We start from the raw sequence: 23,971 nt of genomic DNA, 5'->3' as shown, positions 1-23,971 counted from the left end.
TCTGCCCCTGAGGGTACGTCCGCTGCTGGTGTCAGCGCGCGCTGTTCAGGCGGTGAAACATATGGGTGAAGGTCGCGACGCCCAGAACCGGAATGAAGAGGTTCACCAGCGGAAACGACAGCGGCGCGGCCATCAGCGTGCCCGCGAGCCAGATCGCCCCGTTGTGACGCGCCCGCAGCGCCTTGGCCCCCTTGCGCCCCAGACGACGCATGGCGACCAGCGTGAAATACTCGCGCCCCAGCAGAAACCCGTTCACTGCCCAAAAGACAACCGGCACCAATGGCCCGGCGAAGGGATAAAGCAGCAGTGCCAGCACATTGGCCATCACCAGCAAGCCGAAAAAATTCACAGCGTCGATCAGGCTGTCCGACAGTTTCAGCCGGGGCACCGGGGGTAGGGTCGGATAATGCCGGTCTTCGACCGCCTGTGCCACATCCTCCAGAAACAGGCCGGAAAACAGGGCGGCCACCGGCACCATGAGGAAGATCGACAACCCGACCATCAGAAGGGCCGAGCCGATGGACAGCAGCGTATCCAGCCCGCCCACAGGCCCGACCAGCGGGATATCGACCGAGGCGGGGGCCAGCCATTCGATCAGGAACAGCATCCCGGCGTAGACCCCGACCAGCAGCGCCAGCGCGAGGCCAACGCCCAGCAGCAGGACGCGGCGAAAGCGCGGGTCGCCGATCTGGCCCACAGCGCGGGTGAAATCCGAAAAGATCATTCCACGACCCAGCGGGTCAGGGCGGCCACATCCGGGCGCGGGCGTTCGGGTGGTGCCGAGGTTTCGGTGCCGATATGCACGATCCCCGCCACGCTTTCCTGCGGGGCAAGGCCGAAGGCCGGTTCGGCGAAGCCACGGTCATGGCTCACCCAGCCTGTCAGCCAGCTTGCGCCCCAGCCCGCCGCCAGCGCGGCATTCACAAGGCCCAGACAGACACAGCCTGCCGACAGGATCTGCTCCGCTTCGGGCACCTTGTCCTGCGCCTTGGGGCTGGAGATCACCACGACAGCCAGATTGCCCTGATCGAACTGGCCGCGCCCCTTGGCGATGCGTTCCTCGTTGCCGCCGGTTTCACGGGCCCGTGCCTCGGCCATGTCGGCCAGCCGGGCCATGGCGGGGCGCGTGAGCACCAGAAGGCGCCAGGGTTCCAGCTTGCCGTGATCGGGGACGCGCAGCGCGGCGGTCAGCAGCGGCGCCAGCTCCTCGGGCGTCGGCACCGGCAGCGTCAGCGTCTTGGCCGGGCGCGAGCGGCGGGTCAGCAGGAAATCCAGCGCGGCGGGGTTCGGGGTCATCTGTCGGTCCTTAAGCTCGTCATCGCGGCCAACATAGGCGCGGGCCGGGCCGGGCGGAAGGGCGCAGGGCCGCTGCAAGCCCCCTTTATCGGCGCCAAGGGAACCGCTAAACGGGGCTTAGCCTGCCGCCAGGAGTTTGCCATGAGCCAGTTGACCCGCCGTTCCCTTGTAGCCCTGACGCTTGCCACGCTTGTCGCGGGGTGTGGGGGCGGCCGCAGGCGTGAAGCCCGGCGCCCCGATACCGCGCAGGGACCGGCAGAGATCAATCACCTGATTTCCCATTACTCCCGCGTCTATGACGTGCCGGAAAGCCTTGTGCACCGGGTGGTGAAGCGGGAAAGCAACTACAATCCGGGGGCACGCAACGGGCCGTACTACGGGCTGATGCAGATTTTGCCGCAGACCGCCCGCACGATGGGGCACCGGGGATCGGCACAGGAATTGCTGGATGCCGATACCAACCTGAAATACGGGGTGAAATATCTGCGTGGCGCCTGGCTCGTGTCGCGCGGCAATCATGACCGGGCGGTCGGCTGGTATTCGCGGGGCTACTACTACGAAGCCAAGCGCATGGGTCTGCTGGAGAAAACCGGATTGCGGGGCTGATGGCGCGCCGGACTGTCCCTGATCTGGCGGCGCGGGCCTTGCCGGGGGCAGAATTTGCCCTGCGGGTTACCCCCCGTGCCAGCCGCAACGCGCTGACCGAAGACGACGGGCAGTTGCGCTGTCAGGTGACCGCGGTGCCGGAGGACGGGCGGGCCAATGCCGCCGTGACAGAATTGCTGGCCGCAGCGCTGGGGGTTGCCAAATCGCGTCTGACGCTGGTGCGCGGGGCGACCGCAAGGGACAAGCTGTTCCGGCTGGACTGACCCCGCGGCTCAGTTGCAGTTGCCGACATCGTTGAAGCCCACCTGCGTGACGAACCGCGGTTTTGTCGCCACGAACTGCCGGATGACGAAATCATTCAGCCCGATGTTCAGCGCCGGACGGAAATTGGTGCTGCTTTCCACCAGGATCAGCGTTTGCGCATTGTCGCTGATCGGCAGTTTGGTGGCCACGGTTTGCAGGGTGGTGGTGGTCCATGGCGGCATCTTGGAGCGGTTCATCGAACAGGACCATTGCACCTCGTATCTGTTGCGCGCCGCGACCCAGATCACCGACGAATAGCGCATCACCGGCGCGAAGTCGTTCTGGATGAGGTAGGTCATGGCGTTGCTCAGCCCGTTCACATAGGTGAACGAGGCATTGCGCTCCATCCGGCTCAGCGCGTCCGAGGCGGTATAGGTGGCTTTCTGCACCTGGTTGATGGTGCGGAACGCGTCCCAGTAGACGTACAGCCCGAAGGCGGCCCAGATCAGCATGGGCATCAGCAACATGCCTTCGACCAGCAGGGCAGTGCCATCCTCTTCGCGGCCAAAACGGCGCAGGCGGTGGCACAACCGTCCCAGAAGCCCCGGATTGCCTGTCATGTTCTGCTGCCCCACATCTACTCGTATCCTTACGGTTCGTTCACAAAGCCCGAGGCCGCGACCAGGCGGTACCCGCCCTTGCCGTCTTTTTCGAGATTGGCCGCGATGCCGGTGGACGGGAAAATCGCATCGGCCCGGACGCAGACGCGCACCAGCATGAATTCGCGCGGCGCCAGTGCCGCGGGGTCCAGCCGCGTGACCGGATCAATGTTGGAGGCGCGGTCGCGGCAGACCACGCGGTCCGTCGGCAGCGCCCAGGTCGTCATGTCCACCCGGTCAAGGCTGACCTTCATGGATTGCCTGCATTCGGGCAGAACGACCGCCGCGTCGCAGATCGCATCGCGGATGCTGTCATGCGTGGGATTTGGAAACTGACCCAGCCTCAGTTCCCGCACCACGATATCCAGCGCGCGTTCCAGCATGGTCTGCCGCACCATCAGCAGCCCGGTCTCGAAGGAGGCCATGAACACCGTCATGAACAGCGGGAAGATCAGCACGAACTCGACTGTGGCCGATCCGTCCTCGCGCCGGAAACGCGGCCAGAGCCTGCGCAGACAGTCTGGCAACCGGAGTGTCATTGGGTCAGCCTCAGATAGCTGAGCTGCGAGGCGATGGAATGGAACACCGAGGCGATATCGAGGTTCGTCGCCGCAAAGTAATGCGCATCCGAGGTCGCGCAGGCCTGAATCTGGGCGCGGCCGTTCGAGGGCGCCTCGAAGGCGATGCCATAGATGATGATGCCCGAATTCTTGGCTGCGGTGCAGACCTGTTGCAGGCGGGAGTTCTTGGTGCTGCTGACGTAGTCGACCATGTCGTAATAATAGGTCGAATAGTTCCCCCCCAGCGGCCGCGCCATCAGCTGATAGGCGACATACTGGACAGACCAGTAGCGAAACACCTCAGGCCAGGTGAGCTGGGTCGCCCCGCTGGTGCCGCCCTCGGGCGAGGAATGCCACGACCCATCACTGACCCAGTAATAATCGTTGGAGCCACTGCGGTTGTAATACATCGACGCGCGGCCATTGCTGTTGCGGCGATAGATGTTCGACAGGCCGGAGCGGTAGTTGCTGGTCAGCTTGTATTCGGTGGTGTTCTCGCCATCCGTCATCACGACCAGAACCTTGATCGTATTGCCGCTGACGATGTCCAGGGGCCGGTTCGCATATTGGGCAGCCACCTTGCCCCGGGCAATCATGCCCTGGGTGACGGCTTGTGTGGCGGGGTCAAGCAGCAAAGCGCCCCACTTCACCCCAAGGTCGATCGAGGTATTGCCGCCCACCTGAAGGTTGGTGATCGCATCCTTCAGCGTTGTCGTGTTGTCGCTGAGCATGACAATCCGGTTTCCGGTTTCGGGTGGGCAGTTGTAATCCTGCGCTGTGGAGCTCGTGCCGTTGAACGGGTCGAAATGGCCGTTCTGCACCAAGCTGCGGGTGCGTGACAGCGTGGTGGTGCCGAACACGTCATCCGGCAGTTCCACGCAATAGGAATAGTCGTGCAGCTTGGGCACGTTGAATTGTGCCATCAGATCGGGGCCCAGATTGACCTGCGCGTTGTACGGAATGATCGAAACGGTCGTCCGCCCGGCTTCGGAATTGGCAAAGACGGTGTCGATGAAGCTGCGCGCGGCGGGGCGCAGGGCGTTGATGCGTGTCCCGCTCATCGAGCCGGAAATATCCAGCACCAACGACACCTCGACGTTGTTGATCCGCTGTTCGGCGCCGCTGTCTGCGGCCACGTCGAAACTGTTGACGCCCATCATCTGCATGAACATCGGATGGGTGTCGGCCTCGGCATCCGCCGTCACGCTGCGGAAGTTGAAACCGCTCTCCACCGTGACTGATTTCAGATACTGCGACAGGTCGACCTTGTCGAAATAGTCACGCACCACGGTTTCGGGATCAAGGCTCTGGTTCAGCCCGGCGGCGGCCAGAACGCTGCGGTCCAGCGTCTGTTGCAGGGTCACACGCTTCTGTTCGTGACGCATCACGTCGATGGCGAGGCCGCCGACCATCAGCATCAGCAGAAGCAGCATCATGCCGAAGGGCAGCAGGCTGCCATCCTCGCTCCGGCGGAATCCCCGGAGGGCCGCCGTGATCCGCGCCGCAATCCGTATTCTGTCCTTGCCCATGTCGCCGACCCCTCGATGGACTGTGCTCACTCGTATTCCGATCCGGCCGCAGCTTGCGGCACAGACCTTCTCAAGTGTTCATCTACATTCAGACATCGGGCGAAATTATGGCCTGATAACGGTGACTTGTCCCGATATGTGAAGAGAATTCGACAGGGCCGGAAACGGCGGATGCGGGCGGTGGCGGATTGTCGCGCAGCGGTCAACTTCTTGCCACATTTGCGCTGAACCGCCGAAATGGCCACGAATCACCTCCGCTTCGGCCTGATGGACACGGAAACGTTGCAAATTTGGTGATGAATTTTTCAGCATTGCGTCCTAGCGTGAGCCAAGGGCCCTGTCCGCCGGGCCATGGCGGGCGGTGGTCATAACGTGGAGGACGTTACATGGCAGTGCAGAACGAGCCGAGTTTCCGGGCATCCGTCGATCTGATGTTCGAGCGGGCGGTCCGGCTGATGGACCTGAGCCCGGGGCTGGAACAGAAGATCCGGGTGTGCAACTCCACCTACACGGTGCGGTTCGGGGTGCGGTTGCGGGGCAAGATCGAGACTTTCACAGGCTACCGTTCGGTGCATTCTGAACATATGGAGCCGGTGAAGGGCGGGATCCGCTATGCGACCAATGTGAACCAGGACGAGGTGGAGGCGCTGGCGGCGCTGATGACCTACAAATGCGCGCTGGTGGAAACGCCGTTCGGCGGCTCGAAAGGCGGGCTGTGCATCGACCCCCGCGCCTGGGAGGAGCACGAGCTGGAGCTGATCACCCGCCGCTTTGCCTATGAGCTGATCAAGCGCGACCTGATCCATCCGGCGCAGAACGTGCCGGCCCCCGACATGGGCACGGGCGAGCGCGAAATGGCATGGATCGCGGACCAGTATGCGCGGATGAACACGACCGACATCAATGCCAAGGCCTGCGTCACCGGAAAGCCGCCGCATGCGGGCGGCATTCAGGGCCGGGTCGAGGCGACGGGCCGGGGGGTGCAATACGCCCTTCGCGAATTCTTCCGCCACAAGGAAGACAAGGCACAGGCCGGCCTGAGCGGCGATCTGGAAGGCAAGCGCATCATCGTGCAGGGCCTTGGCAATGTGGGCTATCACGCCGCGAAATTCCTGTCGGAAGAGGATGGCGCGAAAATCACCGGCATCATCGAACGCGACGGGGCGCTGGTCTCCGATGCGGGCCTGCCGGTCGAAGAGATCAAGCAATGGATCGCGGTCCATGGCGGGGTGAAGGGCTTTCCCGGCGCCGATTATGTGGCCGAGGGCGCGACGGTGCTGGAAGCGGAATGTGACATCCTGATCCCGGCGGCCATGGAAGGCGTGATCAACCTCGGCAATGCCGACCGCATCCGTGCGCCGCTGATCGCCGAGGCGGCGAACGGCCCCATCACCTATGGCGCCGATGAGATCCTCCGCAAGAAGGGCAAGGTGATCATCCCCGACATGTATGCCAATGCGGGCGGGGTGACGGTGAGCTATTTCGAATGGGTGAAGAACCTCAGCCACATCCGCTTTGGCCGGATGCAGCGCCGCGCCGAGGAGGCGCGGTCGCGCCTGCTGGTCGAGGAGCTGGAGCGGCTGTCCTCTGACAAGGGGCTGGGCTGGACGCTGGCAGATGACTTCAAGGAGCGCTTCCTCACCGGCTCGGACGAGCTGGCGCTGGTGCGCTCGGGCCTCGATGACACGATGCGCACCGCCTATCAGTCGATGCGCGAGGTCTGGCACAGCCGGAACGATGTCGAGGATCTGCGGGTTGCGGCGTATATCGTGGCGATCGATCGCGTGGCCAAGACCTACAGGTCGAAGGGGCTTTGACGGCCGGGCCTCACGGGCAGTTTGCTTGACAGGACCGTCCGGGGCGCATTAGCCCCCGGACGAGCCGACCCAGTAACCGGAACCGCCCATGTCCCGCAGCTTTGCGCAAGCCCTCCGTACCCTGTTCAGCGTGATTGCGCTGGCCTTCGTCTTTGGCACCCTGGGCGGGGCAGGGCTTTACTATCTCGCCACCGGCAATGGTGTCTCTGCGGCGCTGCTGGCGGCAGGGGGGCTGGCGCTGGTCATTACGCTGTTCGGCATGCTGGCCCTTCAGATCGAGAACAACCGCCTGCTGCACCGCATCGCCGATGCCGCCGAACGGCAGGCGCGGCACCGGGACAGCACAGCGCCCGCCACAGCGGCGCAGCCTGCCGCCCCGGCGCTGACCGCGACCCGCGCGCCCGAGGCCCCGGCCCAGCCCGCCGCGCCCCGGCAACCTGCGGGGCGGGTGGAGCCGGTGATGACCCTGCGCCGCGCCGGGCCCTAATGGCTGTGGCCGCAGGCGTGATCTGCGCGCTCGCTGGCCGCCCGGCGCAGGATCTGCACTGCTGACGACAGGAACAGCCCCGCCATGAAGGTGGCCACGATCAGGTCAGGCCAGCCGCTGCCGGTCATCGCCACCATACCGGCCGCCCCCATCACGGCGATATTGCCCACCGCATCGTTGCGCGAACACAGCCAGACCGACCGGACATTGGCATCCCCGTCGCGCCAGCGCATCAGGATCAGCACCGAGGCGAGGTTCGCCGCCAGCGCTGCAAGACCTACCGCGCCCATCACCTCGGCCTTCGGCACACCGGGCGCCAGAAAATCGGCCAGCGTGCGGCCAAAGACCCAAAGACCCATCAGAGCCAGTGAAATCCCCTTGATCTGCGCCACCCTTGCCCGCAGCGCGACCGACCGGCCAATGACCGCGAGGCTGGCGCCGTAGGTCAGCGCATCGGCCAGAAAATCCAGCGCATCGGCCTGAAGTGCCCGGCTGCCCGCCAGCGCCCCGGCGGTGATCTCGACCCCGAACAGGCCCGCGTTCAACACGATCACCGCCACCAGTGCCCGGCGATAGGCCGGGCTGGTGCCGTCGAAGGTGATCGCATGGTTGTGACAGGATGCCGACATTTCACTCTCCTTCTTGCATCGAATCAGGCGTAACATCTCCAGTCACTGGAGGAGCAAGCGATATGTCTGACCTGACCATCGGCGATGTGGCCCGCGAAAGTGGCATCAAGATCAACACCATCCGGTTCTACGAAGATCGGGGCCTTTTGCCCGCACCGCCGCGCAGTGCCGGGAATCGCAGGCTCTACGACCCGGCGGCGGTGGCGCGGCTGCGCTTTATCCGCCATGCGCGCGAACTGGGCTTCGGCCTGCCTGCCATCGCCGACCTGTTGCGCCTCGCGGGGCATCCCGAAGCGCCCTGCGCCGCTGCGGATGCCATCGCGCGTCAGCAACTGGCCGAGGTTGAGGCGCGCATCCGCAGCCTGTCTGCCCTGCGGGCAGAATTGCAGCGCATGGCCGATTGCGGGGCGGGCAGTACGGCGGATTGTCACGTTCTGGAAAGCCTGGGCGATCATTCCCTGTGTGCAGGCCCGCATGAAAGCTGAAGGCGACATGATCCTGTCGCTCACGGATAAGGCTTTTTGCTCCGGGGGTTGATATTCAGCCAAAGCCTGGCTCAGATGGGCCGAGGCCCGCTATCGGGCAGGGAAGGACGGTCAGAATGCGCTATTCCGGCTTCAAGGTCTTTACCGAGGGGCTTTTCGGCAACAAGGGCTGGAGACCCGCATGGCGCGACCCGGCGCCGAAGGCCGAATACGATGCCATCATCATCGGCGGCGGCGGGCACGGGCTGTCGACGGCCTATTACCTCGCGAAGAACCACGGCCTGACCAATATCGCTGTGCTGGAAAAGGGCTACCTCGGCGGCGGCAACATCGGGCGCAACACCACCATCGTGCGCGCCAACTATTTCCTCCCCGGCAATTCCGAATTCTACAGCCATTCCCTGAAGCTGTGGGAAGGGCTGGAGGCTGACCTCAACTACAACGTCATGCATTCGCAGCGCGGGCTGATCAACCTGTTCCACTCCGATGGTCAGCGGGATGCCTTTGCCCGGCGCGGCAATGCGATGGTCAATCAGGGCGACGATGCGGAACTCCTTGACCGGGACGGCGTGCGCGCGCTGCTGCCCTATCTGGATTTCGAACAGACCCGCTTCCCGATCTACGGCGGGTTGCTGCACCGTCGCGGCGGCACGGCGCGGCATGATGCGGTGGCCTGGGGCTATGCCCGCGGCGCCGACCAGCGCGGCGTCGATCTGATCCAGAATTGCGAGGTCACGGGCATCGACGTGGAAAACGGCCGCGTGACCGGCGTGCAGACCACGCGCGGCGCGATCCGGGCGAAGAAGGTGGGTATTGTCGTCGCGGGCCGGTCCAGCCAGGTCGCGGCGATGGCAGGGCTGCGCCTGCCCATCGAAAGCCACATCCTGCAAGCCTTCGTGACCGAGGGGCTGAAGCCGGTGATTGACCATGTGATCAGCTTCGGCATGGGGCATTTCTATATCAGCCAGTCCGACAAAGGGGGCCTCGTCTTTGGCGGCGATCTGGATTTCTACGCCTCCTATGCCGCACGCGGCAACCTGCCGATGGTCGAACATGTGATGGAAGCGGGCATGACGCTGATGCCGATGATCGGCCGGGCAAAGGTGCTCCGTAGCTGGGGGGGCATCATGGACATGTCGCCTGACGGCTCGCCCGTCATCGACCGCACGCCGGTTGACGGGCTTTATATCGACTGCGGCTGGAATTACGGCGGCTTCAAGGCGGTGCCGGCCTCGGGCTGGTGCATGGCGCATCTGATGGCCACCGGCCAGCCGCACGAAGTTGCCCGCCGTTTCACGCTCAACCGTTTTGCCACCGGCCATCTTCTCGACGAGGAAGGCACCGGCAGCCAGCACAACCTGCATTGACCATGGCTCTGTCACTCAGATCTCCGCACCTGGTTGGGCCGTCGGATGCCTCCGGCAGGGATATTTTTGCCAAGATGAAACGGCTTTTCGCCTTGGTTCAAATATCCCGGGGTGAGGCCGCAGGCCGAGGGGCAGCGCCCCTTTCTTCCGCATCGAACCCAAAGGAGCCCCGGCCATGCGCCTGACCTGTCCGCTGTGCGGCGAAAGGGACCGCCGCGAGTTCTATTACTACGGCGCCGACGATTATCTGCGCCGCCCGGCGGAAGGGGCGCCTGCCGCCGCATGGGATGATTACCTGCACAACCGCGACAACCCGGCAGGCGAGACGCGTGACCTCTGGTATCACGAGGCGGGCTGCGGGCAGTGGCTGGCGGTGATGCGCAATACCGTGACTCATGCGGTGCTTGCTGTCGATCTGGTGGCGCCAGTCGCTCAGAAGAGGGGGCGCAAATGAGGATCGCGGGCAGGGGGCTGGTCGATCCCACCAGCCAGATCAGCTTTCGCTTCGACGGCCGCGATTATGTGGGCTTCGCGGGGGATACGCTGGCTTCGGCGCTGTTGGCCAATGATGTGCGGGTGGTCGGGCGCAGCTTCAAGTATCACCGCCCGCGCGGCGTGCTGACTGCCGGGCCGGAAGAACCCAATGCCCTGGTCGAGGTGCTGGAGGCCGGGCAGCAGACGCCCAATGTCCGTGCCACCGTGCAGGAGATCTTTCCGGGGCTGGAGGCGCGCAGCCAGAACCGATTCCCCTCGGCGCAGTTCGATCTGCTGGCGGTGAATGATCTTGCCGCACCCTTCTTTGGCGCCGGATTCTACTACAAAACCTTCATGTGGCCGCGCCGGTTCTGGGAAGGGCTTTACGAGCCGCTGATCCGCCGCGCTGCCGGGCTGGGGCGGCTGTCAGGCCGCCATGACGAGGCGGAATACGAAAAGGCCTTTGCCTTCTGCGATCTGCTGGTCATCGGGGCCGGGCCTGCCGGGCTGATGGCGGCGCTGGAGGCCGGGCGGGCAGGAGCCGATGTGATCCTTGCCGACGAGGACGCCCGGATGGGCGGGCGGCTGCTGTCGGAAACGCTGGTGCTGGATGGTCAGCCTGGTGTGACCTGGGCTGACACGGTTCTGGCCGAGCTTCGGGCGCTGCCGAATGTCCGGCTGATGTCGCGCACCACGGTGACCGGCGCCTATGACCATGGCACCTATGGCGCGCTGGAGCGGGTGGGTCTGCATCTGCCCGCCCGGCCGCATCTGCCGCGCGAATGTTTCTGGCGCATCGTGGCGAAGCGGGCGATCCTTGCCGCCGGGGCGCTGGAGCGGCCTATTGCGTTTGAAAACAATGACCGGCCCGGCATCATGCTGGCCTCGGCGGTGCGCAGCTACCTTAATCGTTACGGTGTGGCACCGGGGCGGCGGGTCACGGTGTTCGGCAATACCGATGACGCGCGCCGCACCGCGCGCGACCTGATGGCGGCGGGGGTGCAGGTGGCGGCGATCATCGACCCGCGACCGCATGCAAGCGCGGTGGAGGATTGCCCGGTCTATACCGGCGCCGTGGTCACCGGCACGCGCGGCCGCAAGGGCTTGCGCCAGATCACCATTCGCCATGGCGGTGGCGAGGCGATGATCGAGACGGATTGTCTGGCCGTCTCTGGCGGCTGGAACCCGACGCTGCATCTGACCTGTCACCTGAACGGTCGCCCGATCTGGAACGAGGCGCTGGCGGCCTTCGTGCCTGCACCGGGTGCGGTGCCGGGGCTGGCGCCGGTGGGGGCTGCGACGGGCATCATGTCCACCGCCGCCGGTCTGGCCTCGGGTCAGCGCGCCGCGCGCGAGGCTCTGGAGGCGCTGGGCCTGAAGGCCCCCGGTGCCGCCCTGCCGGTGGCCGAGGACGCGCCTTATACCATCGAGCCGATCTGGTCGGTGCCGACCTCTGGCGGGCGCTGGGCGCGGGCCTGGCTCGATTTCGCCAATGACGTGACGACCAAGGATGTGAAGCTGGCGGCGCAGGAAAACTTTGCCTCGGTCGAGCATATGAAGCGCTATACCACACAGGGCATGGCGCCGGATCAGGGCAAAAGCTCCAACGTGGCGGCGCTGGCGCTGCTGGCCGATGCCACCGGGCGCGGCATTCCCGAAACCGGCACCACCACTTTCCGCCCGCCGTTCAGCCCTGTTTCCATTGCGGCCATGGGCGCGGGCGGGCGCGGCGCGGGCTTTGCGCCGCAGCGCTTCCTGACCTCGCATCAGGCCAGTGTCGAGCGCGGCGCGCCGATGATCGAGGCGGGGCTGTGGTATCGACCGAGCTATTTCCCCCGGCCGGGCGAAACCACCTGGCGCGAGGCCTGTGACCGCGAGGTCCGCATGGTGCGCGAGGCCGTGGGGGTGGCCGATGTCTCCACCCTCGGCAAGATCGACATTCAGGGCAAGGATGCGGCGCGCTTCCTTGATCTGGTCTATTGCAACACCTTCTCGACCCTGCCGGTCGGGCGGGTGCGCTATGGGCTGATGTTGCGCGAGGATGGTATGGTGCTGGACGACGGCACCACCGCGCGGCTGGACGAGAACCATTATCTGATGACCACGACCACCGCCGCTGCCGGGCTGGTGATGCGGCACCTGGATTTCGTGCATCAGGCCTTCTGCGCCGACTGGGATCTGCGCTTCATCTCGGTCACCGAGACCTGGGCGCAATTCGCCGTCGCCGGGCCAAAGGCGCGGGCGCTTCTGGCCTCGGTTCTGGATGAAGCCGTGGATCTGCCCTTCATGGGTTGTGCGCCGGTCTCGGTGCATGGGGTGGCGGGGCGGCTGTTCCGTATCTCGTTCTCGGGCGAGGAAGGGTATGAGATCGCGGTGCCCGCCCGCTATGGCGAGGCTTTGTTCCGCGACCTGCTGGCGCGGGCGGAAACCATGGGCGGCGGCGCCTATGGGATGGAGGCGCTGAACGTGTTGCGGATCGAGAAGGGCTTCATCACCCATGCCGAGATCCACGGCCGGACCACCGCCTTTGACATCGGTATGGGCCGCATGGTCAGCGCGAAGAAGGATTGCATCGGCAAGGCTGCAAGTCAGCGTCCGGGGCTGACCGGGCCAGAGCGCGAACAGCTGGTCGGCCTGCGCCCGCGCCAGCCGCAGGATACGCTGGCCGCCGGGGCGCATCTGTTCGTGCCAGGCGATACGGTCGAACGTGCCCGCGATCAGGGCTATGTCACCTCGGTCTGCTGGTCGCCGACGCTGGGGTCGTGGCTGGCGCTCGCCTTCCTGAAGAACGGCCCCGCCCGGCTGGGCGAGACGGTGCGGCTGGTCGATCATCTGCGCGGGCTGGATGTGCTGTGCGAGGTCTGCGATCCGGTATTCCATGACAGGGAAGGGGTGAAGCTCCGTGCCTAGGCTGATTACGAAATCCCCGCTGGCGGGGTTGTGGCCGGTCACCCATGGCGGGGTGGCCTTGTCCGAGGTCGTGCTCGAGGGCATCACATCTGTCGCCGTTCTGCCTGGCGGGCAGAAGGCGGTGGACAAGACGCTGAAGCCGCTGGGTGTGGCTTTCCCCGCGCCGGGGCTGTTCTCCGAGAACGGCGCGCTGCGGCTGGTCTGGACGGGGCGGGATCAGGCGTTCCTGCTGAACGGAACGCTGGCCTGCGAGGGCGCGGCGCTGACCGATCAGTCGGATGGCTGGGCCTGCCTGCGGCTGGAAGGGGCGGCTGCGGCAGATGTTCTGGCGCGGCTTTACCCGCTGGACCTGCGCGCGGCGGCCTTCCCGCCGGGCCGTGCAGCACGGGCGGCGCTGGGACATATGTCCTCGGTCCTGATGCGCGTCGAGGGCGGGTTCGAGATCCTTGTGTTCCGGTCGATGGCGCGCAGTGCCTGGACCGAGCTTGAACATGCGATGCAGCATCTGGCGGCGCGGGCGGGGGCATGAGCGACCTTGCCGCGCTGACGGCCTTTCGCCACGCGCTGCACCGCGCGCCCGAAGTGTCGCGGCACGAGGCGGAAACCGCCCGTGCCGTGCTGGCCTTCACGGCGGACAGCGCGCCTGACCGGGTGCTGACGGGTTTGGGTGGTCATGGTGTCGCGCTGGAATTTCAGGGGGCCGCAGACGGGCCGACCGTGTTGATCCGGTGTGAACTCGATGCCCTGCCGATCGAGGAGACGGGGCGCCCCGACTGGGCGTCTGGCATTCCGGGCAAGGGGCATCTGTGCGGCCATGACGGCCATATGGCCATCGTCGCGGGGCTGGCGCTTGCGCTGGGCCGTGACCGCCCGGCGCGGGGCCGGGTCGTGCTGCTGTTCCAGCCCGCCGAGGAAGACGGCTCGGGCGCTGCCGCTGTGCTCGCCGATCCGCGCTTTGCCGAGATTGCGCCGGACTGGGCCTTTGCGCTGCATAACCTGCCGGGCCTGCCGCTGGGCGCCTTCGTGGTTGAACCGGGGCCTGCCAATTGCGCCTCGGTCGGGCTGCGGCTGGTGCTGAACGGCCGCACCTCGCATGCGGCGGAGCCGGACAAGGCCGTCAGCCCGGCGCTGGCACTGTCGCGGCTGATCCCCGGCCTTGCCGCGCTGGGGCAGGGCGGCGCGCTGACCCCCGACTTCCGGCTGGTGACGGTGACCCATGCCACGATGGGCGAACCGGCCTTCGGCATCACACCGGGCCGGGCCGAAATCTGGGCGACGCTGCGAACGCTGACCGACGACGGCATGCAGGCGCTGAAAGAGGCCGCGCTGCATCTGGCGGGGGCCGAGGCGCGTGCGGGCGGGCTGACACTGACCCATGACTGGCACGATGATTTCGCGGCTTCCACCAATGCGTCCGAGGCTGTCACGCGCTTCCGCGCCGCCATCACGGCGTCGGGCATCCCGTTGGCCAATGGCTTCGGCCCGATGCGCGCGTCCGAGGATTTTGGCCGCCTGTCCTCCGCTGCGCGTCTCGGTGGTGCAATGGCCTTCCTCGGTTCCGGTGAAACCCATCCGCCCCTGCACGCGCCGGACTACGATTTTCCCGACAGCCTTATCGCCCCCGGTGTCACGGCCTTCCTGCGCGTGATCCGCGATCTCTGCGGCTGACGTCGAACCCCGGCACTGGACAGTGCCGCCGCGAGGGCCGATATAGAACTCATGTCCCTGCCGCCCGGATTCCTTGACGAGCTGCGCAACCGCGTCTCGCTTTCCGCCGTCATCGGCCGGAAGGTGACATGGGATATGCGCAAGTCGAACCAGGCGAAGGGCGATTTCTGGGCGCCTTGCCCGTTCCATCAGGAAAAATCCGCAAGCTTCCACGTCGATGACCGCAAGGGGTTCTACTACTGCTTCGGTTGCCACGCGAAGGGCGATGCGCTGACCTTCGTGAAGGAAAGCGAAAACGTGGGCTTCATGGAGGCGGTGGAGATTCTTGCGCGCGAGGCCGGGATGCCGATGCCTGCCCGCGATCCGCAGGCGGCGCAGAAGGCTGACCGCCGCAGCCAGCTTGCCGAGGTGATGGAAGAGGCGGTGCGCTTCTTCCGGCTGCAACTGCGCACCGGCGCCGGGCAGATGGCGCGCGACTATATCGGCGGCAAGCGCAGGCTCAGCCCGCAGGCGCAGGAGCGGTGGGAAATCGGCTGGGCGCCCGACAACCGCCATGCACTGCTGGACGCGCTGAAGGCGAAGGGAGTGCCGCCGGATCTGATGGTGGCCTCGGGCCTGATCGCCAAGGGCGATGATGGCAGCCTTTACGACCGTTTCCGGGGCCGCGTGATCTTTCCGATCCGCGATGCGCGCGGGCGGGCGATTTCTCTGGGCGGGCGGTCGCTCGATCCCAATGCGCGGGCGAAATACCTGAACGGCCCCGAGACGGAGCTGTTCGACAAGGGGCGCAACCTCTTTAACCACGGCCCCGCGCGTGAAGCTGCGGGCAAGGGTGCCGCGCTAGTGGTGGCCGAGGGCTATATGGATGTCATCGCCATGGTGGAGGCGGGTTTTCCCGCTGCCGTGGCACCCTTGGGCACTGCCATCACCGAAGACCAGTTGCGCCTGATGTGGCGCATCGCGCCAGAGCCGGTGATCACGCTGGACGGTGACACCGCAGGCCAGCGTGCAGCAATGCGGGTGATCGACCTTGCGCTGCCGCTGCTGGAGGCGGGGCAGGGCCTGCGGTTTGCCGTGCTGCCTCAGGGGATGGACCCGGATGACCTGCTGAAGGCCAAAGGGGCGCCGGCGCTGCAAGAGGTGCTGGATCAGGCGCAGCCGATGGTGAACCTTCTGTGGAAGCGCGAGACCGAGGGCCGCGTTTTCGACAGCCCCGAACGCAAGGCCGCGCTGGACAAATCGCTGCGCGCCGCGCTGATGAAGATCAGGGACCCCTCCATCCGCAGCCATTACGGCGAGGATATCAAGGAGTTGCGCTGGCAGCTGTTCCGTCAGGGCCGCCGACCCTCCCGGCCGGACGGCCGGCCAGTCGGCGGCGTGGCACGGGGCGGTTTCGCGCGGAATGCGCGGCTTCAGCCGGTGGAGCCGGTGCCCCAGACCCGCGCCTCGCTTCTGGGGTCTGCCGATAGCGAGGCAGCGGTCGTCGATCTGCGCGTGTCGGTGGTTTTGACGACGTTGTGCCTGCATCCGCATCTGATCGACCCGCATGAATCGCGGATTGAACGGATGCACCTGCATGACTCGCGGCATGAAAACCTGCGGCAGGTTGTGCTGACCCATGCCCATGACGCTGATCCTGACAGCCGGGCCGAACGGGTGCGTCGCGCTGCGGGGGATGATCTTGAAACCCTGCTGGCGCATCCCCAGATCCGTATCCAGCCGCATATCCGTCGCCTCGACGATACGGATTGCGCCGCGAAATGCCTGGAGATGGAATTTGCCAAGCTGGAGGCCTATTGGGGCCATGCGCAGGAAATGCGCGAGGCGGCCGAGGATATCGAGGCGCTGGCGGATGAGGGGCTGACCTGGCGGCTGGGGCAGGCGGCACGCGCGCGTGCTGACGCCGACCGTGGCCCCGAGGCCGCCCGGGCCGAAGGCGTGGTGGCGCCGAACGGGGTGGAAATGGACAGGGAGGAACTGGACCATGCCAAGAAGATTTGGGCCAGCATCGACTTTACCAAAGGGGGCAAGTCACGCCCCTGAAACGGGCGGAATCGCCGCCCTGTTGCATGGGAACGGGGGGAAGCGAACGCTGCCCCCTTTCCCCCGGCGTGATTCGCGCTATTGATTCGTAACGAGACGAGACCGATTCGGACCCGAGGAGAACTCATGGTCAAAGACACCGACGACGCCAAGCCCGAGGATCAGGAGACCGAGGTTTCCCTCGACATGAGCCAGGCGGCGGTCAAACGGATGATCGCCGACGCCCGCGAGCGCGGCTATATCACCTACGATCAGCTCAATGCGGTGCTGCCGCCCGAACAGGCCTCGTCCGAGCAGATCGAGGATGTCATGGCGATGCTGTCCGAAATGGGCATCAACGTCGTCGAGAATGACGAGGCCGAGGAAGGCGAAACCGGCAGCGAGCTGGTCGAGACCGGATCGACCTCGCGCGAGGTGGCGCTGGCCGGTGGGCCGGCCGAAACGCTGGATCGCACCGACGATCCGGTGCGCATGTACCTGCGCGAGATGGGCAGCGTCGAACTGCTCAGCCGCGAGGGTGAGATCGCCATTGCGAAGCGCATCGAGGCTGGCCGCAACACCATGATCGCCGGGCTGTGTGAAAGCCCGCTGACCTTTCAGGCCATCACCATCTGGCGCGAGGAGCTTCTGAACGAAGACATCCTGCTGCGCGATGTCATCGACCTTGAGGCCACCTTCGGCCGCAATCTGGACGGCGATGACGAAATGGGCGGGCTCGATGAGGTGGACATGTCCGGGGCCTCCCCGGCAACCCCGCGCCGCCCCGCCAGTTCGGAACCCGAGCTTGATGCTGACGGCAACCCGATTTCGCGTGCCGATGATGACGATGAAGATGACGATTCGTCGAACATGTCGCTGGCCGCGATGGAAAACGCGCTGCGCCCCCGCGTGCTGGAGATGCTGGAACGCATCGCGCTGGATTACGAGACACTGTCCGAAATGCAGGACAAGCGGATGCATGCCGCGATGACCAGCAGTGGCGCCAGGTTCAGCGTGAACGAGGAAGCGACCTATCAGAAACTGCGGTCGGAAGTGGTGCAGCTGGTGAACGAGCTTCACCTGCACAACAACCGGATCGAGGCGCTGATCGACCAGCTTTACGGCATCAACCGCAAGATCATGTCGATCAACTCGGGCATGGTGAAGCTGGCCGATGCCGCGCGCATCAACCGGCGCGAGTTCATCGACGAATATCAGGGCTACGAGCTGGACCCGACCTGGATCGACCGCATGGCGGCCAAGGCGGGCCGCGGCTGGCAGACTCTGATCGAGAAAAGCCGTGACAAGCTGGAGGATCTGCGCAGCGAGATGGCGCAGGTCGGCCAGTATGTTGGCGTGGACATCAGCGAATTCCGCCGCATCGTTCAGCAGGTGCAGAAGGGCGAGAAAGAGGCCCGTCAGGCCAAGAAGGAAATGGTGGAAGCCAACCTTCGGCTCGTGATCTCGATTGCCAAGAAATACACCAACCGCGGCCTGCAATTCCTTGACCTGATCCAGGAAGGTAACATCGGTCTGATGAAGGCGGTGGACAAGTTCGAATACCGCCGCGGCTACAAGTTCTCGACCTATGCGACCTGGTGGATCCGTCAGGCTATCACCCGGTCCATCGCCGATCAGGCGCGCACCATCCGTATTCCGGTGCACATGATCGAGACGATCAACAAGCTGGTGCGTACCGGCCGTCAGATGCTGCACGAGATCGGCCGCGAACCGACGCCCGAGGAACTGGCCGAGAAGCTGCAAATGCCGCTCGAAAAGGTCCGCAAGGTGATGAAAATCGCCAAGGAGCCGATCAGCCTCGAAACGCCGATCGGCGACGAGGAGGACAGCCAGCTGGGCGATTTCATCGAGGACAAGAACGCGATCCTGCCGCTTGATTCGGCGATTCAGGAGAACCTGAAGGAGACGACGACGCGCGTTCTGGCCAGCCTCACCCCGCGCGAGGAGCGTGTGCTGCGGATGCGCTTTGGCATCGGCATGAACACCGATCACACGCTGGAGGAAGTGGGCCAGCAGTTCAGCGTGACCCGCGAACGTATCCGCCAGATCGAGGCGAAGGCACTGCGCAAGCTCAAGCACCCGTCGCGCTCGCGCAAACTGCGCAGTTTCCTTGATCAGTGAGCGATCAGACCCGAAAATAAGAAAGGCGCCCTGAGGGGCGCCTTTTGCGTTTCCGGGCAGGTGATGGTCAGGCCGGTTGCCGCGCGGGTGCCAGTGCCAGTTCCAGACCCCCCGCATAAATCACCGCAGGTGCGTCGAATTCCAGCGCATACAGCGTGGGGGAGGTGGCGGTTTCGTGCCGGATATATTCACCGTCGATCAGCCGGTCGGCGCGGATGATCGCCTGATCGCAGCCTTTCAGGGCCTTGGCGCGCCAGTCGCGGATCAGGATGGGCGTCGCGGCGCCGATCACCATATCCTCTTCCGGCTGTTCGACTCCGATGGCCGAAGCCGAAACCCGCACCATGCGCGACGGTGCAACCTGGCGCAGTCCGGTCAGTTGACGCGCGCCATCGCGGGTAATGATCCGGGTTCCCGGCGTCAGATCCTCGACCGCGACGGCTCCGGCCAGCGTCAGCACCGGGGTTCCGGCGGCAATCCCGCAATCGGCCACAGCAAAATCGGTCTCGGCGGCCGCTTGCGCGACACGCCCCTCGGTCACGATGGACATGGGTGACACCTGTTTTTTGTATGTTCTGCTCTTTTCAAGGCAGATTATGGCAGGAATGCGCCCGGCGCGAGGCTTTTCCGCGCCAGGGGCCGCCGATCCTGCCGGACGTGCCCCATTTGCCGCAGCCGGACGCGCGCGATTTTTCCCTCGCATCCGCTGCGGGCCTTTGTTAGAAGGACGCGGAATTTCAGGGCGCGGGCGGCCTCGCAGGGGGCCGTCCGCGTTTTGGGAAAGCGGGTGTGGCGGAATTGGCAGACGCACCGGATTTAGGTTCCGGCGCCGCAAGGCGTGGGGGTTCAAGTCCCTCCACCCGCACCAGAGACGTGAACAAGGACGGAACACTCATGCAGGTCACCGAGACCCTGAACGAAGGTCTGAAGCGCGGCTACACCATCACGGTGACCGCAGCCGAGCTGGACGCCAAAGTCCAGGAGAAACTGGTCGAGGCGCAGCCCGAGATCGAGATGAAGGGCTTCCGCAAGGGCAAGGTGCCGCTGGCCATGCTGCGCAAGCAGTTCGGCCCGCGCCTGCTGGGCGAGGCCATGCAGGACGCCATCGACGGCGCGATGCAGTCGCATTTCGAAGCCTCGGGCGACCGTCCGGCGCTTCAGCCCGAAGTGAAGATGGTGGGCGGCGAAGAGTGGAAGGAAGGTCAGGATGTCGTGGTCGAGATGACCTACGAAGCCCTGCCGCCGATCCCGGAACTGGACGCCTCGGCCGTGACGCTGGAGCGTCTGGTCGTGAAGGCCGAGGATGCCGCCGTTGACGAGGCGCTGCAAAACCTCGCCGATACCGCCAAATCCTTCGATGACCGCAAGAAAGGCTCCAAGGCCAAGGACGGCGATCAGGTGACCATCGACTTCGAGGGCTTCGTTGATGGCGAGGCATTCGAGGGCGGCAAGGGCGAAGGCTATCCGCTGGTTCTGGGTTCGGGTTCGTTCATTCCGGGCTTCGAAGACCAACTGGTCGGCACCAAGGTCGATGACGAGGTCGAAGTCAAAGTGACTTTCCCGGAAAACTATGGCGCCAAGCACCTGGCGGGCAAGGAAGCCCTGTTCAAGTGCAAGGTCCATGCGGTGAAAGCGCCGAAAGCTGCCGATCTGGATGACGAACTTGCCAAGAAATTCGGCGCCGAGTCGCTGGATGCGCTGAAAGGCCAGATCGCCGAGCGTCTGGAAGCCGAATACAAGGGCGCTGCCCGCGCCGTGCTGAAGCGCTCGCTGCTGGATCAGCTGGACGGTCTGGTGAAGTTTGACCTGCCGGGCGCGCTGGTCGATGCCGAAGCCGCACAGATCGCGCATCAGCTGTGGCACGAAGAAAACCCGGATGTGCATGACCACAACCACGGCAATGTGGAACCCACTGACGAGCACAAGTCGCTGGCCGAACGCCGCGTGCGTCTGGGCCTGCTGCTGGCCGAAGTGGGCCGCAAGGCCGACGTGCAGGTGACTGACGCCGAGATGACGCAAGCCGTGCTGAACGCCGCGCGTCAATACCCGGGTCAGGAACGCGCCTTCTTCGAATTCGTGCAGAAGAACGCCCAGATGCAACAGCAGCTGCGCGCGCCGATCTTCGAGGACAAGGTTGTCGATTTCATCGTCGCCGGTGCCAAGGTCAGCGACAAGGAAGTGTCGAAAGAAGATCTCCAGAAAGCCGTTGAGGCGCTGGACGAGATCTGATCCCGGCGTCAGACCGGATCACGGGGGCCGCATCGCAGGATGCGGCCCTTTTACGTTTCAGGCGGCGGTGGGGGCGGCGGCGCTGCGCTGGTCCTGCGCCTCGCTCCACAGCACGATCAGCCCGGCGCCGCAGATCACCGCGACGCCCAGCCAGCCGATCGCATCCGGCCAGTCACCCCAGACCAGCCAGCCATAGATCACGCCCCAGATCAGCGCGGTATATTCAAACGGCGCCAGCACCGACGAGGGGGCGATGCGATAGGCCTGGGTCAGCAGCGTCAGCCCGGCGGCGGCAATGACGCCACACAGCGCCATCAGCCCCAGATCGCGCAGCGGTGGCATGACCCAGCCCCGCGTCAGGAAATCGAGGCTGGCATGGCCGGATTGTGCCATCTCGCCCGATCCGAACACCGCCGACAGTGCCAGCGCGCAGAACAGGAAGACCACATTGCCATGAAAGGCCATGGCGGGGGCGGTGAAGCGCGTGCCCTGAATACGGGTCAGGATCATCGTCATCGCATAGGCGAGCCCCGCCACCACCGGCAAGAGTGCGGCCCAGTCGAACAACGCGCTGCCCGGTCGCAGCATCAGCACCACGCCGCCGAAACCAAGCGCCACCGCGCTCCACCTCAGCGGGCCGACACGCGCCCCCAGCATCACCACCGACAGCGCCGTGATCATCAGCGGGGCCGAGAAGAACAGCGTGACGGTCGAGGCGATGGGCAGTGCCGCCAGCGCGAGGTAATAGGCGGTGTAAGCGGCAAAGTTCAGCCAGCCGCGTGCCGCCATCCGCCACCATCCCGGCGACACCAGCGTCGCCACACCGCCGTCGCGCAGCACCAGCAGGAACAAGAGCGGCATGGCGGTCATGCTGCGGATCACCATGGCCTGATGCAAGGGATAGCTGCCCGACAGCAGCTTCAGGATCAGATCCTGCACCGAAAAGACCGCGATACCGCTGCACAGGCAGAGGATACCCAGAAGGGTGGGGCGGGGAATGCGGAACATGGGGCACAGCCTCGGGCGCGTTGGAATGCCCGCAAGCCTAGGGCCATGCCCGGCGATTGCTGCCCCGGTGGCGACAGGGAAAGGGTCGTAAAGTGGCGGGCCCGCAGCGACCGTGGGCGACGGTGTTTTCCCGAGAGCCAGAGGTCTCAGGTGGGTGCCAGGTAACAGGACCAGGATCCTGCCAGAGCCAGCCCCCGTTCGCTTGCTTATCGGCCACTGGAAAAGTGTCCCACACGCGAAGAGCAGCACCCGCCGTCCCCACAGATAGGATGCGGCGGGCGCGACGGCAAGGGCTCAGCCCCCGGTGCGGCGCACCATATGCGTGACAGACCAGCCGCAGGCCCCCATTTCGTTCTGCCCCTCGAATTGCCAGTCCATTCGGAAGCTGCGCGGCGTCAGCAGCACCATGCGCTGCGTGCTGGTCATGCCCTTGATGCTGTCACGCCCTGACAGTTCGACCGGCGACACGCGGTTGAACGTCGGGGTGTTCGGCGCTTCGGCCTGCGGATTGGCGGCGATCCATGCGCGGCGCCAGGTATCAGCGCTGAAATCGCCGTTCCAGCGCACGGGAACCGGGTTCTCCTTGTTCAGGGTGCCCTCGATCATGCTGCGCATCATGGCCGTGCCCGCACCGCAATGCAGGCTGTTCAGGGTGGATCGCGTGACCCAGGTGCCATCCTCGGGCACCAGCGGCCCGTCACAGGCGCCATCACCGCCCGAAACAATGTCGATTTCCTCGGGCGTCAGCGGCGACCATGTGCCAGCGTCGCCGTCCTGGAACACAAAAACCATGCCGTCAGCACCCTGCGGCGGCGTCGCGCCCATGACAATGCCGATCTCCTCGGCGCTGAGCGGCGATTCGGAGCAGGCGCAGCCCTGTTGCAGGGTGCAGTCGGCCACCGTGATTGCAAGGGCGGGCAGCGGCAGCGACAAAAGGGCAAGCGGCAACAGACGGGTGATCAGGATACCGGACATGAAATCTCTCTCTCAATGAACTGCGGGCAGGCTGGCCAAGGGGCGCCATGCTGTCAACCCTTGGGGTGCAGGGGGGGCTTGCGAAATGTTCCCTTTTCGTTCAAGATTTTCCCATGGATGACACTGTCGCACTTCCGCCTCCGACGCCCGGCCAGCGCCTTGCGCGCGGGGTTTGCCGCCATTTGCTGAGCCACGGCTTCGCCACGGTCGAGGAGCTGGTGCCCGCGCCCGGTCTGCGGGTCGATGTGATGGGGCTGGGGCCGAAGGGCGAGGTCTGGGTGGTCGAGTGCAAATCTTCGCGCGCGGATTTCGCGGCAGATCGCAAATGGCACAATTATCTGGAGTGGTGTGACCGTTTCTTCTGGGCGGTGGATGCCGATTTCCCGACCGGCCTGCTGCCGCCCGACAGCGGGCTGATCGTTGCCGATGACTACGACGCCGAAATCCTGCGGATGGGGCCGCAGGCGCCGCTGGCGGCAGCCCGCCGCAAGGTCATGGTACAGAAGTTCGCCCGCCATGCCGCGCTGCGCCTTCAGGCGCTGCGCGATCCGGCTGCGGTGGGCAAGGTCAGCGCTTTTTCCCCTTAGGGGCAGGGGCGCCCATGGCGCGGGCGGCCTCGGCGGCGGCGCGCAGTTCTTCGGCAATCTCTTCGGCCTCGTCCGGGTCGAAGTCCAGCGGCAGGTCGATGCCGCCTTCCGCCTCGACATAGATTCGCACCATGCCCTGATCGGTCGGGCCGATTTGCAGGTTGGCGGCGATTTCGCTCTGGTCGTTGATACTCATGGCATTCTCCGTTTTCCGATTTCGTGGCCCGGAGCGTTTCAGGGATACCCTCAATCGCCAAAACCCTGACACATCTTCGATG

General features: G+C 65.3%; 24 protein-coding genes and 1 tRNA gene. 15 read left to right on the top strand and 10 right to left on the bottom strand.

Going from position 1 to position 23,971, the window contains the following annotated elements; translation table 11 throughout:
- Window positions 1–31: 31 nt before the first annotated feature.
- Both C8N34_RS02330 and C8N34_RS02325 read right to left on the bottom strand, forming a co-directional pair.
- Window positions 32–721 carry an EI24 domain-containing protein gene (locus C8N34_RS02330; RefSeq protein WP_108127462.1) on the bottom strand — a complete coding sequence of 230 codons (690 nt, stop codon included), beginning with the start codon at window positions 719–721 and terminating at the stop codon, window positions 32–34.
- Window positions 721–1,296 carry a nitroreductase family protein gene (locus C8N34_RS02325; protein WP_054301164.1) on the bottom strand — a complete coding sequence of 192 codons (576 nt, stop codon included), beginning with the start codon at window positions 1,294–1,296 and terminating at the stop codon, window positions 721–723. Before C8N34_RS02325 ends, C8N34_RS02330 begins: the two co-directional genes overlap by 1 nt.
- Window positions 1,297–1,437: 141 nt before the next feature.
- On the opposite strand from C8N34_RS02325, the gene C8N34_RS02320 reads away from it, so the two are divergent.
- Window positions 1,438–1,902 carry a lytic transglycosylase domain-containing protein gene (locus C8N34_RS02320; protein WP_054301165.1) on the top strand — a complete coding sequence of 155 codons (465 nt, stop codon included), beginning with the start codon at window positions 1,438–1,440 and terminating at the stop codon, window positions 1,900–1,902.
- Window positions 1,902–2,165, top strand: coding sequence for a DUF167 domain-containing protein (locus C8N34_RS02315; protein ID WP_108127278.1), 264 nt, complete (start codon window positions 1,902–1,904; stop codon window positions 2,163–2,165). The genes C8N34_RS02320 and C8N34_RS02315 overlap by 1 nt, the downstream gene beginning before the upstream one ends.
- A gap of 9 nt (window positions 2,166–2,174) precedes the next feature.
- Here C8N34_RS02315 and C8N34_RS02310 read toward each other — a convergent pair whose 3' ends face one another.
- Genes C8N34_RS02310 through C8N34_RS02300 form a run of 3 tightly spaced genes read right to left on the bottom strand, consistent with a single transcriptional unit; the run spans window position 2,175 to window position 4,893 of the window.
- Window positions 2,175–2,765, bottom strand: coding sequence for a TadE/TadG family type IV pilus assembly protein (locus C8N34_RS02310; RefSeq protein ID WP_054301167.1), 591 nt, complete (start codon window positions 2,763–2,765; stop codon window positions 2,175–2,177).
- Between the two features lie 29 nt (window positions 2,766–2,794).
- Entirely contained in the window at window positions 2,795–3,343 is a 549-nt protein-coding gene (locus C8N34_RS02305) for a TadE/TadG family type IV pilus assembly protein (protein ID WP_054301168.1), read from the bottom strand.
- Window positions 3,340–4,893 (bottom strand): pilus assembly protein TadG-related protein, encoded by a 1,554-nt coding sequence (locus C8N34_RS02300; RefSeq protein ID WP_108127276.1) that lies wholly within the window; start codon window positions 4,891–4,893, stop codon window positions 3,340–3,342. The genes C8N34_RS02305 and C8N34_RS02300 overlap by 4 nt, the downstream gene beginning before the upstream one ends.
- Window positions 4,894–5,279: 386 nt before the next feature.
- Between C8N34_RS02300 and C8N34_RS02295 the strand changes: the two genes are divergently transcribed.
- Both C8N34_RS02295 and C8N34_RS02290 read left to right on the top strand, forming a co-directional pair.
- Window positions 5,280–6,710: a Glu/Leu/Phe/Val family dehydrogenase gene (locus tag C8N34_RS02295; RefSeq protein WP_108127274.1), complete on the top strand. Its 1,431-nt coding sequence runs from the start codon at window positions 5,280–5,282 to the stop codon at window positions 6,708–6,710.
- 88 nt (window positions 6,711–6,798) lie between these two features.
- A complete protein-coding gene (locus C8N34_RS02290) occupies window positions 6,799–7,197 on the top strand; it encodes a hypothetical protein (RefSeq protein ID WP_108127272.1) in 399 nt (132 codons plus the stop codon).
- Here C8N34_RS02290 and C8N34_RS02285 read toward each other — a convergent pair.
- Entirely contained in the window at window positions 7,194–7,826 is a 633-nt protein-coding gene (locus tag C8N34_RS02285; protein WP_054301083.1) for a cation efflux transmembrane domain-containing protein, read from the bottom strand. The two genes, C8N34_RS02290 and C8N34_RS02285, sit on opposite strands and share 4 nt — an antisense overlap.
- A gap of 62 nt (window positions 7,827–7,888) precedes the next feature.
- On the opposite strand from C8N34_RS02285, the gene C8N34_RS02280 reads away from it, so the two are divergent.
- The 8 genes from C8N34_RS02280 (at window position 7,889) to rpoD (ending at window position 18,894) form a co-directional block, all read left to right on the top strand.
- A complete protein-coding gene (locus tag C8N34_RS02280; RefSeq protein WP_054301084.1) occupies window positions 7,889–8,311 on the top strand; it encodes a MerR family transcriptional regulator in 423 nt (140 codons plus the stop codon).
- A gap of 116 nt (window positions 8,312–8,427) precedes the next feature.
- Entirely contained in the window at window positions 8,428–9,678 is a 1,251-nt protein-coding gene (locus C8N34_RS02275; RefSeq protein ID WP_108127270.1) for a sarcosine oxidase subunit beta family protein, read from the top strand.
- Window positions 9,679–9,853: 175 nt separating this feature from the next.
- On the top strand, window positions 9,854–10,132 hold the full coding sequence (locus C8N34_RS02270; RefSeq protein WP_108127268.1) for a sarcosine oxidase subunit delta: 279 nt from the start codon (window positions 9,854–9,856) through the stop codon (window positions 10,130–10,132).
- A complete protein-coding gene (locus tag C8N34_RS02265) occupies window positions 10,129–13,062 on the top strand; it encodes a sarcosine oxidase subunit alpha family protein (RefSeq protein WP_108127266.1) in 2,934 nt (977 codons plus the stop codon). The genes C8N34_RS02270 and C8N34_RS02265 overlap by 4 nt, the downstream gene beginning before the upstream one ends.
- Complete coding sequence (locus C8N34_RS02260; RefSeq protein WP_108127264.1) at window positions 13,055–13,591, top strand: sarcosine oxidase subunit gamma; 537 nt, start codon at window positions 13,055–13,057, stop codon at window positions 13,589–13,591. Before C8N34_RS02265 ends, C8N34_RS02260 begins: the two co-directional genes overlap by 8 nt.
- A complete protein-coding gene (locus C8N34_RS02255) occupies window positions 13,588–14,730 on the top strand; it encodes an amidohydrolase (RefSeq protein ID WP_108127262.1) in 1,143 nt (380 codons plus the stop codon). Before C8N34_RS02260 ends, C8N34_RS02255 begins: the two co-directional genes overlap by 4 nt.
- A gap of 51 nt (window positions 14,731–14,781) precedes the next feature.
- Complete coding sequence (gene dnaG, locus C8N34_RS02250; protein WP_108127260.1) at window positions 14,782–16,773, top strand: DNA primase; 1,992 nt, start codon at window positions 14,782–14,784, stop codon at window positions 16,771–16,773.
- A 126-nt stretch (window positions 16,774–16,899) separates the two neighbouring features.
- A complete protein-coding gene (gene rpoD, locus C8N34_RS02245; protein ID WP_054301091.1) occupies window positions 16,900–18,894 on the top strand; it encodes an RNA polymerase sigma factor RpoD in 1,995 nt (664 codons plus the stop codon).
- A 67-nt stretch (window positions 18,895–18,961) separates the two neighbouring features.
- Here the strand turns inward: rpoD and C8N34_RS02240 are convergent, their stop codons facing one another.
- Entirely contained in the window at window positions 18,962–19,444 is a 483-nt protein-coding gene (locus tag C8N34_RS02240; RefSeq protein WP_054301092.1) for a Hint domain-containing protein, read from the bottom strand.
- A 233-nt stretch (window positions 19,445–19,677) separates the two neighbouring features.
- Between C8N34_RS02240 and C8N34_RS02235 the strand changes: the two genes are divergently transcribed.
- Both C8N34_RS02235 and tig read left to right on the top strand, forming a co-directional pair.
- Window positions 19,678–19,762 (top strand) — tRNA-Leu (locus C8N34_RS02235).
- A 26-nt stretch (window positions 19,763–19,788) separates the two neighbouring features.
- A complete protein-coding gene (gene tig, locus C8N34_RS02230) occupies window positions 19,789–21,123 on the top strand; it encodes a trigger factor (RefSeq protein WP_054301093.1) in 1,335 nt (444 codons plus the stop codon).
- A 57-nt stretch (window positions 21,124–21,180) separates the two neighbouring features.
- Here tig and C8N34_RS02225 read toward each other — a convergent pair whose 3' ends face one another.
- Window positions 21,181–22,131: a DMT family transporter gene (locus tag C8N34_RS02225; protein ID WP_108127256.1), complete on the bottom strand. Its 951-nt coding sequence runs from the start codon at window positions 22,129–22,131 to the stop codon at window positions 21,181–21,183.
- 294 nt (window positions 22,132–22,425) lie between these two features.
- Window positions 22,426–23,106 carry a hypothetical protein gene (locus C8N34_RS02220; RefSeq protein WP_108127254.1) on the bottom strand — a complete coding sequence of 227 codons (681 nt, stop codon included), beginning with the start codon at window positions 23,104–23,106 and terminating at the stop codon, window positions 22,426–22,428.
- Window positions 23,107–23,219: 113 nt separating this feature from the next.
- On the opposite strand from C8N34_RS02220, the gene C8N34_RS02215 reads away from it, so the two are divergent.
- Complete coding sequence (locus tag C8N34_RS02215) at window positions 23,220–23,693, top strand: MmcB family DNA repair protein (RefSeq protein WP_054301096.1); 474 nt, start codon at window positions 23,220–23,222, stop codon at window positions 23,691–23,693.
- Here C8N34_RS02215 and C8N34_RS02210 read toward each other — a convergent pair.
- Window positions 23,674–23,889: a DUF6324 family protein gene (locus tag C8N34_RS02210; protein WP_054301097.1), complete on the bottom strand. Its 216-nt coding sequence runs from the start codon at window positions 23,887–23,889 to the stop codon at window positions 23,674–23,676. The two genes, C8N34_RS02215 and C8N34_RS02210, sit on opposite strands and share 20 nt — an antisense overlap.
- Window positions 23,890–23,971: the final 82 nt, after the last annotated feature.

It is taken from the genome of Gemmobacter caeni (genome assembly GCF_003054195.1).
Lineage (GTDB): Bacteria > Pseudomonadota > Alphaproteobacteria > Rhodobacterales > Rhodobacteraceae > Gemmobacter > Gemmobacter caeni.
This window is presented reverse-complemented; position numbering and strand designations above follow the sequence as displayed.